The organism is Peptostreptococcus sp. (genome assembly GCF_036639115.1).
Taxonomy (GTDB): domain Bacteria; phylum Bacillota; class Clostridia; order Peptostreptococcales; family Peptostreptococcaceae; genus Peptostreptococcus.
Genome location: NZ_JAVWJH010000004.1, coordinates 44,823 through 61,900, shown reverse-complemented (window position 1 = coordinate 61,900; position 17,078 = coordinate 44,823). Strand labels below are relative to the sequence as shown.

At 30.3% G+C, this 17,078-nt stretch carries 14 protein-coding genes; all 14 read right to left on the bottom strand.

Annotated features, from left to right (window positions below; all coding sequences use genetic code 11):
• Positions 1-214 precede the first annotated feature (214 nt).
• Positions 215-415 carry a 50S ribosomal protein L31 gene (rpmE, locus tag RR561_RS06050; protein WP_332506656.1) on the bottom strand — a complete coding sequence of 67 codons (201 nt, stop codon included), beginning with the start codon at positions 413-415 and terminating at the stop codon, positions 215-217.
• A gap of 149 nt (positions 416-564) precedes the next feature.
• Positions 565-2,160 carry a transcription termination factor Rho gene (rho, locus tag RR561_RS06045; RefSeq protein ID WP_332506655.1) on the bottom strand — a complete coding sequence of 532 codons (1,596 nt, stop codon included), beginning with the start codon at positions 2,158-2,160 and terminating at the stop codon, positions 565-567.
• Positions 2,161-2,295: 135 nt separating this feature from the next.
• On the bottom strand, positions 2,296-3,189 hold the full coding sequence (gene galU, locus RR561_RS06040; protein WP_332506654.1) for a UTP--glucose-1-phosphate uridylyltransferase GalU: 894 nt from the start codon (positions 3,187-3,189) through the stop codon (positions 2,296-2,298).
• A gap of 103 nt (positions 3,190-3,292) precedes the next feature.
• Entirely contained in the window at positions 3,293-4,261 is a 969-nt protein-coding gene (locus RR561_RS06035; RefSeq protein ID WP_332506653.1) for a Ppx/GppA phosphatase family protein, read from the bottom strand.
• Between the two features lie 30 nt (positions 4,262-4,291).
• On the bottom strand, positions 4,292-4,531 hold the full coding sequence (locus RR561_RS06030; RefSeq protein WP_332506652.1) for an RNA-binding S4 domain-containing protein: 240 nt from the start codon (positions 4,529-4,531) through the stop codon (positions 4,292-4,294).
• Positions 4,532-4,930: 399 nt separating this feature from the next.
• On the bottom strand, positions 4,931-5,209 hold the full coding sequence (locus tag RR561_RS06025) for an HU family DNA-binding protein (protein ID WP_106777299.1): 279 nt from the start codon (positions 5,207-5,209) through the stop codon (positions 4,931-4,933).
• Between the two features lie 138 nt (positions 5,210-5,347).
• Entirely contained in the window at positions 5,348-6,295 is a 948-nt protein-coding gene (locus RR561_RS06020; RefSeq protein WP_332506651.1) for an SAM-dependent methyltransferase, read from the bottom strand.
• 190 nt (positions 6,296-6,485) lie between these two features.
• Positions 6,486-8,102: a putative polysaccharide biosynthesis protein gene (locus tag RR561_RS06015; RefSeq protein ID WP_332506650.1), complete on the bottom strand. Its 1,617-nt coding sequence runs from the start codon at positions 8,100-8,102 to the stop codon at positions 6,486-6,488.
• Positions 8,103-8,282: 180 nt separating this feature from the next.
• On the bottom strand, positions 8,283-9,377 hold the full coding sequence (locus RR561_RS06010) for a peptidylprolyl isomerase (RefSeq protein ID WP_332506649.1): 1,095 nt from the start codon (positions 9,375-9,377) through the stop codon (positions 8,283-8,285).
• Between the two features lie 12 nt (positions 9,378-9,389).
• On the bottom strand, positions 9,390-12,797 hold the full coding sequence (gene mfd, locus RR561_RS06005; protein ID WP_332506648.1) for a transcription-repair coupling factor: 3,408 nt from the start codon (positions 12,795-12,797) through the stop codon (positions 9,390-9,392).
• 17 nt (positions 12,798-12,814) lie between these two features.
• Positions 12,815-13,375 (bottom strand): aminoacyl-tRNA hydrolase, encoded by a 561-nt coding sequence (pth, locus tag RR561_RS06000; RefSeq protein WP_332506647.1) that lies wholly within the window; start codon positions 13,373-13,375, stop codon positions 12,815-12,817.
• A 455-nt stretch (positions 13,376-13,830) separates the two neighbouring features.
• Positions 13,831-14,565, bottom strand: coding sequence for a hypothetical protein (locus RR561_RS05995; RefSeq protein ID WP_332506646.1), 735 nt, complete (start codon positions 14,563-14,565; stop codon positions 13,831-13,833).
• 167 nt (positions 14,566-14,732) lie between these two features.
• Positions 14,733-15,812: a type IV pilus twitching motility protein PilT gene (locus RR561_RS05990; RefSeq protein ID WP_332506645.1), complete on the bottom strand. Its 1,080-nt coding sequence runs from the start codon at positions 15,810-15,812 to the stop codon at positions 14,733-14,735.
• Positions 15,813-16,259: 447 nt separating this feature from the next.
• The gene (locus RR561_RS05985) at positions 16,260-16,808 is read right to left on the bottom strand and encodes an Mpv17/PMP22 family protein (protein WP_332506644.1); all 549 of its coding nucleotides are present in this window, start codon (positions 16,806-16,808) and stop codon (positions 16,260-16,262) included.
• Positions 16,809-17,078: the final 270 nt, after the last annotated feature.

Genomic DNA, 17,078 nt, shown 5'->3' with positions numbered 1-17,078 from the left:
AACTATCGCTGTAAAATTTGCTAGTAAATAATAAAATATATTAAAAGCTTTGATAGAGCAGTTGCTGAAAAGCTTATTAGTAATAATAAAATATATTAAAAGGCCGTGCAATATGCACGGTATTTTAATACAAAAATAAAAAATAGCGTACCCAAAGTACGCTATCTCAATGTAATATGTAAATTCGAATTTAAATATTGATTTACACGAAATATTATTCCATGTTGAATCTCTTCTTGAACTTGTCGATTCTACCACCCTTTTCGATATTCTTCTGCTTACCAGTGTAGAATGGGTGACACTCTGAACATATTTCTACTCTTATTTCATCCTTAGTTGATCCTGCCATAAATGTGTTTCCACATGCGCAACGTACTTCAACTTCCTTGTAATTTGGTTGTATATCCTTCTTCATTATAATTTCACCTCTTCCCAATTTTTCTTTATTTATTATTTCGGATTTAAAAATCCCTTAAATTCAACTCCCTTATTATATCATAATAATAAAGTGAATTCAACATCTTTATCAATACTATTCTAAAATTATTTATTTAAAGTATTGTATTATATGAAATTAATTTTTTTTATTATTTCTATAAATTCCTTGTTATTTTTTGTCTTTTTCATCTCTTCAATTACCTTATCTGCGGCAATTTGTGTGCTTTCATCACTGAACATTCTTCTTAGCTTGTATAAGACTTCCATCTCTTCACTAGTTAAAAGTAGATCCTCACGTCTAGTACCTGATTTGTACACATCTATAGCTGGGAAGATTCTCTTTTCAGCTAGTTTTCTGTCAAGATGAAGTTCCATATTTCCTGTTCCCTTGAATTCCTCAAATATAACATCGTCCATTCTTGAGCCTGTGTCTACAAGTGCCGTTCCCAATATAGTAAGTGAGCCTCCATTTCTAATATTTCTAGCTGCACCAAAAAACTTCTTAGGTCCATGAAGAGCTCCTGGGTCTATACCTCCCGATAAAGTTCTTCCAGTTGGGCTTATTGTTAGATTATAAGCTCTGGCAAGTCTAGTAATACTGTCTAATAATATTACTACATCATCTCCATGCTCAACTAATCTCTGAGCCCTGTTTAAAACCATCTCCGCTACTTTTACATGATGAGATGATACTTGATCAAAGGTAGAGTATATTACTTCACCATCAATTGATTCCTTCATATCCGTTACTTCTTCTGGTCTTTCATCAATTAAAAGTACTATCAACTTCATATTAGAATGGTTCACAGAAATGCTATTTGCAATTTTTTTCAAAAGAACTGTCTTACCTACCTTAGGAGGAGCTACTATCAGGCCTCTTTGTCCCTTACCTATAGGTGAGAAAAGATCTATTATTCTTGTAGAAATGCTATCTCCTGTAGTTTCTAGAACTAATTTTTCATTAGGATAAATAGGAACTAGCTGTTCAAAAGGCTTTCTATTTCTTCCAGAAGATGGATGATCTCCATTTATATAATAAATATACATAAGACCCTTAAATTTCTCACTTGGATTATCTGGCTTTGTGACTCCTGTTACAAAATCTCCAGTTTTAAGCCCAAATTTTCTAATTTGATTTGGAGATACATATATATCATTTTCTGTTGATAAGTAATTAGTACCCCTCAAAAATCCAAATCCATCAGGAAGTATTTCTAACACTCCCTCTGCCTTATTTTTATCCGTCATACTAGGCGGAGTGGAAAATTGTGTTTCAGATCCTCTTTTTTCATTACTATTATGTTCTCTATATTCATTGTCATTTTCAGACGAATTCTCATTATTATTTCTCTGATTACTATACTTCTTGAAAACATTGCTAGAATAGTTATTGTCTCTATGTTGCTTCTCATGTTTGACTGTTGTATTTCGATTTGATGTGTTTTTATGCCTATCAACTTCTTCATCTTTATTTAAAGCTTTCTCATCATTTTCTTTTACAATATCACTATTTTCTTTTGTCTCAGAAAGTTCTATTCCCATTGATATTTCAAACTCTCTTAAGTAATCTTTATCATCTTCGACTATATTTAATATCTGTTCTATCAAATCAGCTTTTTTATATGTTGTAACTGATTTTACATTCATTTTTTTCCCAATAATTCTTAACTCAACAATACTTTCCTTATTTAATAGTTCACGATAGCTTTCTCTACTGCTCATCTATTCACCCCCCTTTTATATTAATTCCCTAGTACTACACTAATTGCAAAAGCAACGCTTGATATAGCAAACATCGCTGCTATCAAAACTGCTACTATCTTATTAATCGTTTTGATTTTTTTCTTTGACATCCTATTACCTATCTTCCTTCTTTTTTTCACATATATTTGTAATGTAATTTAAAAATTCATCCTTTAATTCCGGTCTCTTTAGAGCAAAGTCAACAGTTGCCTGTAAGAATCCTTGCTTGTCTCCCAAATCATATCTTCTTCCTTCAAATACATAGGCATACATTTTGCTCTTCTCACTTAACTCTTCCAATGCATCTGTCAGTTGAATTTCACTATTTTTTCCTGGAGGCAAATCTCCTAATATATCAAATATTTCTGGAGTAATAATATATCTGCCAAGTATGGCTACGTTAGAAGGAGCCTTTTCTGGATCTGGCTTTTCTACTAGAGCCTTTACATCATAGACATCGTCTTCTATCTTTACACCATCTACTATACCATACTTATTTGTATTTTCTCTTTCTACTTCCTGAACTCCCAAAATTGTAGTTTTATATTTATCATAAGCATCTATTAATTGTTTAAGGCAAGGTTTACCACCCTCATTGTCAACTATATCATCGCCAAGCATTACTGCAAATGGTTCATCACCTATAAAATATCTAGCACAATATATAGCATCGCCTAATCCCTTAGGTTCTTTTTGTCTTATATAGTGAATATTTACCATATTTGATATGTTTCTTACTATTTCAAGAAGTTCAGTTTTGCCTTTATTTTCAAGTTCTAATTCTAGTTCAACAGATTTATCAAAATGATCTTCTATCGACTTTTTATTTCTTCCTGTAATTATCAATATTTCTTCAACACCTGATGCTACTGCCTCCTCAATTATATACTGTAGAGTTGGCTTGTCAACTATAGGGAGCATCTCCTTTGGTTGTGCCTTTGTGGCTGGAAGAAATCTTGTTCCCAGTCCTGCCGCTGGTATTACGGCTTTTTTAACTTTACTTGTCATTAAATTCAACCCCCATTCTTATTTTTCATGAAAACATTTTTAATACAGACAAAATATTCCATTTATTTAATTCATATCTTTTATTATATAATTCATACTATTATTAACGAGATTCTATTTTACTTTGAATATCCTTCAAGACCAGTCCTTCTAAGTTATCATATTCGCTAATTTGTATTGATTTCAAACAGAGATTTCTCATTATAGACTCTAATATCATCTCTCCTGATAAAATAATTTCTGCTCTTTTTTTCTGCAAACCAACTATATTTCTTCTTTGATTCAAATTCATAGATTTTATGTTTTCAATTTGATTTTCTAACTCAGAATATTTGACGATACTTGAGTGAACTTTTTCCATAGAATATACTTCTAGATTTTGATTAATTGCCGAAACAGACGTAATAGTTCCACCTATTCCTATAAGCTTTAGTTGCTTAAAATCAAATTTTTCCGATAGTTTACCACTTTCAAACATATGCTTTATATCCATTACTACGGATGAAACATTATTTTCAATATAGTTTTTTATTATTTTTAACTCTTGATCACTCTCCGGCATACTTGATACAAGCTTTTCAGTAAGTAATAAGGCTCCTAAATCCAGACTTCTTCTATAAAATATTTTGGTTTTATCTCCTATTATAAATTCAGTAGATCCACCACCAATATCTATTATTAAGACTGCCTCGTCCTTGATATCTATCCCGCCTACTACACCAGTATATCCTAAAATAGCCTCTTTTTCACCAGAAATTATATCTACATCAATTCCAGTTTCTCTCTTAGCTTCTTTAACAAACACATCACTATTTTTTGCATTTCTCAAAGCTGCTGTTCCCATACACATAACTTGCTCGCAAGCATAGTCTTTGGAAATTTCCGCAAATTCTTTTAGAGCATCGATATTACTCCTTATAGAATCATCACTTATAATTCCTGATTCATCTATTCCTTTGCCTAACCTAGTCGTATTTACATATTTTTTCCTGTCTAAAAAAGTATTTCCACTTATTTCAGACAGTAATAACCTCATAGAATTCGTTCCTATATCTATTGTAGCATATCTCATTTTTATAGCCCACCTTTACAAGTTTTTACGCTATATTGATTCATATAATTCTTTTGCTTCATTTTTTAGAACATGTTCTTTTATTTCTGTTATTCTATATTTTACAACCTTTTCTCCAAATGTAAGTGTCAGTATATCTCCAACCTTTACTTCAGATGACGATTTGGCTGGCTTGTCATTTATCTGAACCATTCCCTTTTCACAAGCTTCCTTGGCAACAGTTCTTCTTTTTATAATTCTTGAAACTTTTAAATACTTATCTAATCTCATGGCTCTCCTTTAACTTAAATATACATGCATTAATTATAACACATTCATAGCTATAAATATCATTATCTATATGACTATAAACAACATCAACTACTTTATAAGCTTTCTATGTTTATATCATACCCTTGTTCATCTTTATTCTATTTTCATTACTATTTTAACATAGATTACTTAATATAACCCATACAATCTCCAAAATATAATTTTCTTTTCTATTTTTTTCTGTTTTTCTTAACTAAATCAATATTTATCTAACTTATTTGTTTTTTATAAAATAATAATAAGTTATAAGTTATAAAAAATTCGAGGAAATAAAAAATAGTATTGAAAAGGAAAATCTTTTACAATACTATTTCTAAATCAAATATAAAAAGTTTTAAATACTTTTTAAAAGTATTTTTACTTATTTACTAATTCTTTAAGACCTTTACCTGCCTTGAATACTGGAGCCTTTGAAGCTGGTATTTCTATTACCTGATCAGGCTTTCTAGGGTTTCTTCCAGATCTAGCAGCTCTTTCTCTTGTTTCAAATGTTCCGAAGCCTACTAGCTGTACCTTTTCGCCAGAAACTAGAGTTTCTTCAACAACCTTCATAAAAGCATTTAGAGCTAATTCACTTTCCTTCTTTGTTAAATTACTCTTTTCTGCCATCTTTGCAACTAATTCTGCCTTATTCACAATAATTACCTCCCGTAATGTTTTTCTTATTTTTACAACTTAAATGTCTACAATTCTTTCTAGTTGACAAGTTTATTATACATAAGTTTTGGCTATTTTTCAATGTTTTTTATCAATTTTATTATTGTATATACATATTTATCTAGCACTTAAACTAATGCATACGCTATCACAGACCTCTTCAAAATCAAAGTAACCTTCTTCAATTCCTATCTGAGAATGCAATACAACATCATATAATGCTTCTCCTAATGATTCTATCATTTCTTCTATATTATCATTTTCAACAGAAGCTATAAGTCTTTTAGAATCAATACCCAATTTTTCTGCAATATCAACATATTCAAGCGATTTTATTTCTTCATTTTCTTGTCTCAATTTTCTAACTAAATCTTTTAGGTCAAAAACATCCTTAAATCTCTTCTTGTTTGATTTTGCTATAAAAAGACTTGTTAAATGATCAAATTGATTTTTATCTCTGTCTAGTTCGCTTAAACTCATCTTTTCTTTAAATTCTTGACCTTTAATACCCGCTGATCTTACTAAATATATCTCTTGATCATCCTCATAATACTCCATAAGCTTAATCTTTATATTTGAAGCAATAAATCTATCATATACTTGCGTAATAATAATATTTGAATCGCAATCCAAATCCTTCAATCTTACATCAAATGCATCTAAGAGCCTAAAACCTTCAGATGGATCAAACTCAAGATAGTTATACATAGCATCTATAAAGCTCATAGAGGCAATAACATCAACTTGTATGCCTTCTTTGCGTGCATAACTCTCTATTAGTGGAACTGTACTTTCAGCAACTCTAGGATGTCCAGGGACAGAGTATATTATATCATTATTTCTTCCAATTTCAAGCACTTTTTTTGCTATTTTTTCATAAACCGCTTCAAAGTTTTCTCCATCTTCATAATAATCGTCAAAACTCTCGTATTCAATTTCCAATTTTTCTAATATGGGATGATTTGCTGTTCTCATATAGATATTTTTAGATGTTTTCAATATTTCCATTGCACTAAAGCTTATCTGTGAAATATCACCTGCACCAAGTCCAACTATTGTTATCATAATATACCTCCTTTAATTAATGCTTAACTTTTCAAAATAAAATTAGGGATCGTACAAAATACTGCACAATCCCATATTTTTGTTCTTATATTCTATATCAATTTTTAAATTCACTACTAAAACCTTCATAATGTCATAAATTTTCAACACTCTATTTGAAAGCGTAATATATATTTAATTAATATAATTTTTATCTTACTAACTTCATTTTCTTTAGCTTGCTCAATATCTTCTTACCCTTAGGCATTGCCAATATCTCATCCTGCGAAATACCACCAGAACCTAATAATACTACAATGTAGATTACTCCACCAATTGCTATAGCTATTAGTGTTGCTATCTTTGGATTTATAAACATGCTTAATCCCATGTAAGAGTATCTTGCTCCTACAAACATAACTATAACTGTTATCAAAGGCTTGATAAAGAATTGCATCTTGTCAAATTCTATATCTAAAGCTTTCTTTATATAGATATACTCAATAATCGCCGCTATCATATATGAAATAACTGTACCTATTGCAGAACCCAATATATTAAATGCTGGCATTGCTGTCAAAGTATAACTTATAACTATTTTACCTACAATACCACAAAGTAATGCATATACTGGAATCATTGGTTTACCCATTCCCTGTAATATACCATTAAATGTGTATAAAAGACCCAAGAATATACATCCTGGAGCAAGAGTAAATAACATAAGCCCTAGTACCTCAGCAGGCTGTTTTGGATATAATAATCCCATTATAGGCTGTGACAAAGCTGCTAGCCCAAATGCACAAGGTAATACCAATAGTAATGTAATTTTAAATGCTAACTTTGCATTGTGTCTAGCTTCATCAAACTTTTTAAGTGTATATGATGCTGAAATAGCTGGTACAAGGCTCATACCAATAGCCGTAGTAAATATCATAGGCATAACTATTATAGGCATAGACATGCCTGTAAGCTGTCCTAACATAGAGTTGGCAGCCATTGTAGAGTATCCTGCTACTTCTAGTCTAGATATTACTATTACAGTATCTACAACATTAACTAGAGGCATTACACAAGCTCCTATACTTATAGGAATCACAACCTTAATAATTGTTTTTACTATAGAAGATGTTTTCTGCTTAACATAGCCTACACTCTCTTCCATCATTACTTTTCTTTTTTTAGCATCTTTCATATATACCATTACCAAGAATAGAAATGATGCAAATGCACCTATAGTAGCTCCTGATATACCACCTGCAGCGCCCAACTTAGGTCCAAACTGTGTCATTAGCATATATGCCAATATTAACCCTAAAAAAACTCTAAAAACCTGTTCTATTACCTGAGACACCGCTATTCTACTCATTTGTTGATATCCTTGATAATATCCTCTATAAGCGGACATCGACGGTACTATCAAAAGTGCCGGAGCAATTGCCCTCATAGCTGTGACTGCATTCGGATTATGCTGAATATTTGTTACAATATAGTCAGCACCAAAGAATAAAACTAAAAACATCACAAGACCTGTAATAAATAGCATCAAGTGAGTGATCTTAAATATCTCATTTGCACCTTTATGATTACCTAAGGCAGCTTGTTCAGAAACAAGCTTGGCTATAGCTGTAGGAAATCCTGCAGTAGCCAGCGTAAGAAATAGGGCATATACTGGATAGGCTGTCTGATAATATCCCATACCTTCTGCACCTATAAAATACCCCAAAGGTATTCTAAATATTGCGCCCAAAATCTTTATAATAATCCCAGCAGCACCTAAAATCAAGGTACCCATCAAAAAGGAATTTTTCTTATTACTTATCTCCATTTTGTCCTCCTATTAAATTTTAACTTCAAATTCACAATAGATATTATACCATATAAATACCAATTTATCCCCAAAATTTGCATATTTCAAGGTATTTTAATATATCAATATATCGATTAAATTGTTGTATATAAAAAAAGACTACCGTAATTAATTACGGTAGTCTTTAGTTTTTGTTAATTATTTCTTTTCTTCAGTTTTCTTTTGTTCATTTCCTGAATCTTTATTCTCATTTGTCTTTTTTTCTTCAGTTTTCTTTTCTGTATCTTTCTTTTCTGTTTCCTTCTTTTCTGCTCCTGTTGAACCGAATGGAATTTCCTTTACCTTCTCCTCAAACTTCTCAACTTTTGCAGTATCCTGAATCTTTGAAATCATTTCTTGACTGTTTTTCTGAGTCAATTCCTGCTTCATTTCAGCCTTTACCTTAGCATAGTCTAGCTTAGTCTTTTTGTTTACCTTTATGATATGGTATCCAAACTGTGTTTCAACTGGTTCAGATATTTCTCCTGGCTTCATTGAAAATGCAACATTTTCAAATTCTTCTACCATTGATCCCTTAGAGAATTCACCTAAAGATCCTCCAGCTTCTTTTGAACCTGGGTCTTGTGAATATTCTTTTGCTAACTTAGCGAAATCTTCACCGTCTTTGGCTTTCTTGTATATTTCGTCAGCCTTCTTCTTTATTTCTACCTTCTTTTCATCTGGATATGGCTTACCAGTCTTTTCATCTGTAGTTACCAAAAGTATATGTGAAGCATCTATCTTTTCGCTGTTTTCATCATAATACTTCTTTAATTTCTTTTCATCTGGAGTTGATTTCTTTTCAACAAACTTTACAACTCCTGTTATAGTAGCTGCCTGTTGTGCATAATCATCCATAAATTTTTCATCTAAACCGCTCTTAGTAAATGATTCTTTTGCCTTAGCATCTTCGAACATTTTCTTATTTTGAGCCTTAAACTCTTCTAACTGCTTTTGATCTGGTTTAATGTCATTCTTTTCTGCATACTGTAAAAATATCTGACTCTGAACTAGTGAATCTAAAACCTGAGTTTTTATAGTATCCTGATACTTAGGATCCTGCTTTTTCATAGTTTCCCAAATATTATCACCATACTGAAGCTCTGTTATCCACTTGCTAAACTTCAATTGATCTTCAAATTCCTTAGTCGTAATTGCTTTTCCATCTACTGTAGCCACTGCATTGTTTCCAGTACATCCTACTGCGGATACACCAATTACGCAAGCCACAAAAATAGCCAATAGTTTCTTCAAAATTTTGTCCTCCTAATTTTGATTTTTTGTTTTTTGTCTCTTACAAAAGCCTTCTAACATATTTACTAGTTCCATTACTATATCGTATCCGCTACCTTCTTTTGTATCATATTTTGTAAAAGGCATAAGATCAATAGTCTGACCAGTTTGCTTGACTTTATCTATCTTTAATCTCTTACATAGAGATTTAATGTAAGCAATGTTTAGTAACGTCTGAGTCTCTTTTGGAATATCAGAGAATCTGTCTTCTAGCTCTTCCTGCATCTCATACATATCTTCCTTACTATCAATTGTAGCAATTTTTTTGTACATTTCTAGCTTGATAATTTCATCCTGAATGTAACTAGAAGGAATGTAAGCATTGACACTTAATTCTATTTCAACATCTATATCTTCTACTATTTCTTCACCCTTAATCTTAGAAATAGCTTCATTTAACATCTTAACATATAATTCGTAACCAATTATTGCCATATGACCGTGCTGCTGAGCTCCTAGCACATCACCTGCACCTCTTATTTCAAGGTCTCTCATCGCAATTTTAAACCCTGATCCAAACTCTGTAAATTCCTTTATAGACTTCAATCTCTTCTCTGCAACTTCACTTAAAACTTTATTTCTTTCATACATAAGGTATGCATACCCTTGTCTAGAGCTTCTTCCTACACGACCTCTTAACTGATATAGCTGAGCTAGTCCCATCTTATCTGCATCGTATATAATCATTGTATTTGCATTTGCTATATCCATCCCTGTTTCTATTATAGTAGTACATACCAAAACATCAAATTCTTTTGACAAGAAGGAAAGAACTGTATTTTCCAACCCCTTAGAAGACATTCTACCATGTGCGACACCTATTTTGGCATCTGGCACAAGTCTTCTTATTCGAGATGCCATTTCTTCTATGCCCTCTACTCTATTGTAGACAAAAAATACTTGCCCTCCTCTTGCTAGCTCTCTATGAATTTCATCTTGTATAACACTATCTTTTGCTTCTATAACATAGGTCATTACAGGATATCTTTCTTGAGGAGGTTCCTCTATGATACTCATATCTCTTATACCACTCAAAGACATGTGCAAAGTTCTAGGTATAGGAGTAGCTGATAAAGTCAATACATCTACATTTGCCTTTATCTGCTTCAAAGATTCCTTGTGTTTTACTCCAAAACGTTGTTCTTCATCTACTACGACAAGTCCCAACTTTGGCATATCTATATCTTTAGATACTATACGGTGGGTACCTATCAAAACATCTACCAAGCCTTTTCTAGCATCTTCAATAATTTCTTTTTGTTGCTTTGCTGTTCTGAATCTACTCAAAACCTCAACCCTTATTGGATATCCGTCAAATCTTTCAGTAAAGGTATTATAATGTTGTTGTGCAAGTATTGTAGTCGGAACTAAGACAGCCACCTGTCTTCCATCTGTTACTGCCTTAAAAATTGCTCTAATAGCAACTTCTGTCTTTCCATAACCAACATCACCGCATACCAACCTATCCATTACCTTACCCGATTCCATATCTTTCTTAGTTTCTTTTATTGCTTTTAACTGATCTTCAGTCTCCTGATATGGAAAGCTATCTTCAAACTCTTTTTGCCATATAGTATCCTTGGAAAACTTATATCCTTTTCTACTTTCACGTTTTGCATATAAGTCTATAAGTTCCTTGGTCATATCATCGATTTCTTTTTTTACTTTTCTTTTTGCTTTTGACCATTCAGTTCCGCCGAGTTTATTTAGTCTTACTTTTTCGACATCTCCACCTATATATTTTTGAACCTTATCCATTTGATCTATAGGCACATATAGGCTGTCTCCACCTTGATAAACTACCTTTAGATAGTCTTTTTTGATTCCACCTACACTGATTTGCTCTATACCAGTATACTTACCAATACCACTATTTTCGTGAACGACATAATCCCCTACATTTAATTCTATAAAAGAATCAATCTTTGTCGAGTTAGTTTTTTTCTTTTTTTTCTTTTTCTTTATCCCAATCTTATTGGAGCCTACCATTTCCTTATCTGTTATTATCTGGAACTTAACATCTGGATACATAAATCCTTGGCTAATATTTGCTCCAATCACAACTATCTGAGATGTTTTTATTTCCATATCTCTCTTAGTTGAGTATATACTCTCTATTCCATTTTCAGATAATAAATTATGGACCTTTTTTGCTCTTTCTGTTGTGCCCGTTGCAATTACTATCTTATAACCGATATGTCTAAGTCTTTTAATTTCTTCAACAAAGAGATCTAATCTTCCCTTATATCCTGGAATTTCCCTACTGTTTATTGTAAATTGATGATTAATTTCAACATCATTCACAGGCTTTGCTAGTAAGGAGTTAAATATTGCCTTTCTATTTTTCAACCTATACACAACATCATACATGGAAAACAATAAATTACCCTGAGTTTTTAGAGCTAATCCTCTTTCTAAATTCAAAGTATAATTATCCTTAAATTCAGCTGATAAGTTTTTATATCTTTCCTTGCCATGGGCAACATCATCTACAAATACGATTGCATCATCACTTAAATACTCGATCAAGCTCTCATACTTTCCATCATATAAATATTCTATGTAATTCTCAAGACCATCAAAATATTCTTTTCTCTCTATCTTTTCAATGTTTCTCATTATATCCAAGTCTGTAGAGTCGCTTGTTTCAGATTTTATCTTTTCAACTCCCAAATTTACATCATCTGGGTATATAAAATCTCTTGAAGGAGTAATTGTTACCTTCTTCATTTTGTCTACAGATTTTTGTGTATAAACATCAAACTCTCTGATAGAATCTATTTCATCATCAAAAAATTCAAGTCTGATAGGATAGTCATACAAGAGAGTGAATATATCTACTATCCCACCTCTTACACTAAATTGACCAAATCCCTCAACCTTGCTGACTCTTTGATATCCTAGATGAACCAATTTTCTTGATAATTCATTTATATCTATTCTCTGTCCAACTTTCAAATTGAATACATTATCCATGATAATGCTCTTTGGTACATATTTTTTTGCGAGTGCATCTGTATATGTTACCAATATTATTTTATCTTTCTTAAACAACTTAAAATATGTCTTTAGTCTTCTAGCATCTAATTTTCTGTCCCTAGCATCTAAACTATAAAAAAGAAGCTCATTTGTACCAAGAAATTCAACTTTACTTTTCATGTATACACATAACTCTTCATATATTTTTTTTGCCTCATATTCTGTATTTGCAACATATAGCATCTGTCTAGATGTATTTTTGTAAATAGAATATGCAGTATTGACTTTACTTGCTGGAAGAAGACCATTAATTTGAATATTGCCCTCTTTTTCCGAGAGTGACTCTATCATGTTCGTGTATTCTAAGCTATTTTTTAAAGAACTAATTAATACATCTTCCATTTTAATCGCACCATACCTTAACCATTATATTTGTTCATTGCTGGCTCAATACCTGAGCTTATAATCTCTTCTACCGTCAAAACAGCTCTATCCAAACTTTCATCAAATGACTTTGAATCTTCACTAGATAGTCTAGACAGTACAAAATCTGCCAAATCCCACCCTTCAGTAGGCTTTGACACCCCTATTCTAATTCTTGGAAACTCTTGTGTAGATAGGCTCTTTATTATTGATTTCATTCCATTATGAGAACCTGCGCTCCCTTTTTTTCTTATTCTTAACTTCCCAACATCCAAGTCTATATCATCATACATCACTATCATATGATCATATTCTGGCTTGAAAAACTGACATACACTAACTATAGATTCCCCACTCAGATTCATATATGTTTGAGGTTTTACCAAAATAACTTTCTCTGAGCCGATTCTTCCTTCTCCAATCAAAGCCTTATGCTTTAACTTATCTATTTTTATACCGTGCTTATCTGCCAATCTATCTATTGCATCAAAACCAGCATTATGTCTAGTATGTTCAAATTTTTTACCAGGATTTCCTAGTCCCACTATTATATACATTTTATCTTAACCCTTCCTAAATTATTTTTTAAATTCAGATAATATCAATCTTATAAGCAAAAAAGAGATATTTATTCAATAAATACCTTATATTTATAAGTAACTTCATTAATAAAAAATAAATTTACAGCTTCAAACATCCACCTCTAGTTTATACTGGAATACAAAATTGATTGTTGGACAAATATTCAAAAGCTTCAAATATCTATACATTCATTTATATACCCCAAATGTCCACTTAATAGCCTTAAACTCTTATTTATACATAATTTTATTTAATATTTTTTATATCAACAACTTTATTACTCAACATTATCAACTTCATCATTAATATTGGAGTGGAAATATATTGTCTATAGATAAGATTTAAAACTGCAAATAATAATTTTAAAAACTATATATTCATTTTTTATTGTAATTTCTTAACGACTTTTCCTATTAACAGAATTTCGTCTCTATATACATAAAGAAACTATAAAACCAACAGAAATAAACGGAGTGAATGAAATCAAACCGTTAAAAAAACTTTTATTATCTAAAATATTCAAGCATATACAATATAATCCAGACGCGATAAATGATACAAAAAATATAAAAATTGATTGATTCATATTTCCAAAGCTAGCCACAAAAGAAAAATAGAGTACATCGCCCATTCCCATTGCTCCTGTAGCTTTTGATAATGTATAAGAAATTAAAAATATAATCACAACACTATATACATTACCTTTTATATCATTCATCAAAAAAAATATATGTTTTAAAAAATAAGTAAATTCATTTATTTCAAAGGATTCATTCGCATATTGTCTATATAAACTCGTTATCTTTTCTGTAAAAGTACAATCAAACTCTATTGGAAAGTATCTTTTGATATATACTATATCTACTATTATAAATGTTAATACTATCCCTACTTGTACTATAATACCACAAATCAAGTCTTCATCAAACACCAATCTGTATTTTGTATCAGTATAAGAAATTATAAATAATATCGGTATAGAAAAACTTATTCTCAGTAAGTAATACAAATTTCCAGAAAAAAGCACACAATATTGAATAATAATTAATATAAACAATAAAGTACCTGTTTTTTCCATGTTATTTAGCTCTATTCCCCTATTTTTTAATACCCTATCCACTATTATAATTTCAAAAAACGCCAAAAATAAAAAGTAATTATACATGGATAGCTACTCCTTTATCAAATAAATTTAACTTTTTATTAACATTATTTTATTATTAATCAACACAAGCAAGATTACACACCCTTCACTATTAAAGCAAAGCAATATTTAAAGATAAATTTTAATTAAAATCACACTTTTTCAATCATTTTATAATCCCTCAAACTCTAAAAAAGTGAATCTTCTTCTCGGAAATAGACCGTTTTACTAGATATATTTTTTATATGTTCAATATCGATGCAATATGATTCTAATTGTTCATAACTTATTTTATTTTGATTATATAATCTTATTAAATCTCTGTCCATTGAGATCATTCCTCTTGAAATATTTGTCTGTATATAATTTGCTATCTGATTGACTTTATCTTCTTTTATCATAGTGCAAACAGATTTATCTGCCAGTAAAAGTTCAATCACAGGTAAAATTTCATCATCTACTAATATCAGCCTCTGTGACACAATTGCCCTCAATACAATTGTTAATTCGTGCTTTATTTTTGATTTTTCATCGAAAGAAAACATTCCAATAATTCTCTCTATTGTTTCCGCGCCACCTAATGTATGAAGTGTACAAAAACATAAATGACCTGTTTCCGCCGCTCTAATTGCCATCTTCATAGTCTCTTCATCTCTTATTTCTCCAATTACTATAATATCTGGATCTTGTCTTAGAGCTGATCTTATTGCATTGGAAAAATTATCAGTGTCTAGTTTTATTTCTCTTTGTGTAATTATAGATTCCTTACTATCAAATATATATTCTATAGGATCTTCTATAGTTACTATATGTTTTTTGCAGTGTATATTTATATACTCAATCAATGCAGCTAAAGTCGTAGTTTTGCCTGATCCTGTAGGACCTGTAATAAATACTATCCCACTCGAATACTTTGTCATATCTAGCAGTATTTTTGGTAAGCCTAACTCATTTACTGTTTTTATTATCTTTGAAATTTTTCTCATGGAAATTCCTACTAACTTTGTATGCAAAAATATATTAGCTCTGTATCTATAGTTTCTATACTCAAATATGAAATCAATTTCTTTCTCAAAGCTTAGCCTTGACAATAATTCTTGACATCCTATAGATTTTAAAAACAATTCTATATCTGATTTATTTATACAATAATCTGTAAATAATATTTCTCCCTTATATCTAAAAGCAAGCTTTTTATCTTCCCTAATATGTATATCTGAAAAATCCATATCATTATACTCATCAATTATATTTTTTATCAAATTCATATTATAAAATGACTTCTCCTTTTTCTCAAATATTTCTCAATTTTTAAAATCAGCTTTCCATTAATTTTCATCTTCATCGTTTTCATTTCATTTTACTTTTTTTTTATTTTTAAATACTAAATAATTGTTTATTATAAATAATTCAGATAAATTTTTATTTATTTTCAATAGCTTTTAATAAGTATCAAAAGTTTCTATTTAAATATAGTCAAAAAATATATTTTATAACAAACTTTTAGCTTTATTTTAATTTAAATAGATAATTTTATATCTATTTTTTCTTTAATGAGCTTATTTTTATATTGGAGCAGATTTTTTTCTTATCATTGTATGCTCAGTCCATTATTGTAATGTATTTCATATCTATTTCTCTATTTTAACACTCAAGTGACAATAAATTTATAATATAAAAAACTCCAAACCAATCAAGGTCTGGAGTTACGATTATTATGATTTAAATGATAATATAATACCTAAACAAATAGAAAGCAACGCTGCAAATATTACTCTAAATTCTCCTGGAAGCAAGAATGTAATAGTGTGAGCTGGTAGCCAAAATGTAGGAATAGTACCTATTAAAACATTTTTTATATATGCAAAATAATCTATATTATTACATACATTCTGAAGGGTTACTTTTTCACCCTTATTATTATATTTAAGATCTAAATAAGTGTCTGAATGCTTGTGTAGAACCATAAACACTGGTCCAAATGTTGTATTCATCACAACTGATGTTGAAATAGCAAATACTATCTTAATAGCGAAAGTTGAATTTTCATCCATACCCAACTTTGCACCTATAGCGCTAGAGAATACCCCCATCATAAAGGCAATCCAAACTCCTAGAAGTCCCCAAATTATCATTCTATATCCTATAGAATGTGGAATAGTAAGCTTCTTATTTTTAATGCTAGAAGCTATGATTTCTCCCAAAGTCGCAAGTATAGCGAACTTTATGAAAGAAAGAACATATTGATTAGTAAAAAACGACATAAATACCTCCTAAAATACTTTTTCCTTTAAATCATTTTTTTCACAAAAAACCCTTATTATATTATACATAATAAATATAGTTATATCAATCACTAATTGCAACTTTATTTTTATTTATGATAACATTTTCCTATCATTAAGTTTTTAATCTTTTTAACCTTAATTATGCAGTTTTACAGCTTTTATATTTAATATTTTAAACTATTATTAATTATTTTTAAATATATTCCGTGCAATATTATTCATCAATTAAGAATGGCCTTTTACATT